This window comes from Dyella sp. ASV21 (genome assembly GCF_016428975.1).
In the GTDB taxonomy this organism is placed as follows: domain Bacteria; phylum Pseudomonadota; class Gammaproteobacteria; order Xanthomonadales; family Rhodanobacteraceae; genus Dyella.
On sequence record NZ_JAELTT010000218.1, the window covers coordinates 1 to 397 of the forward strand.

Annotated in this window: 1 pseudogene; it reads left to right on the forward strand. The window is 69.0% G+C overall.

From position 1 onward, the window contains the following. A pseudogene (locus tag JHD67_RS21550) lies at positions 1 to 300 on the forward strand (hypothetical protein); the annotation flags it as partial. Positions 301 to 397: the final 97 nt, after the last annotated feature.

The following is a 397-nucleotide window of genomic DNA, read 5'->3' on the forward strand; positions in this document are numbered from 1 at the left end:
AAACCATACGACGCCATACGAGATTCGGTCACGGGTCTCGTGGGCTCGGAGATGTGTATAAGAGACAGGGGCGCGGCGTTGTTCACCCGTTCGCCCCAAGGCCTGGCGCCTACCGCATTGGCTCGGGAGCTGTTGCCGCACGCTAAGGCCATGGCTTCGGCCTCGGCTGCGCTGCAGCGTGCGCAGATCCGGTACGCGCAGGTTGCCGATGCCGATGAGGATGTCGCCGTTCTGCAGGCCCGCCAATGCCGCTGTCTCTTATACACATCTGACGCTGCCGACGACAACGTTCGGGTGTAGATCTCGGTGGTGGGGGGATCATTAGAGGGGGGGGGGGGGGGGGGGGGGGGGGGGGGGGGGGGGGGGGGGGGGGGGGGGGGGGGGGGGGGGGGGGGGG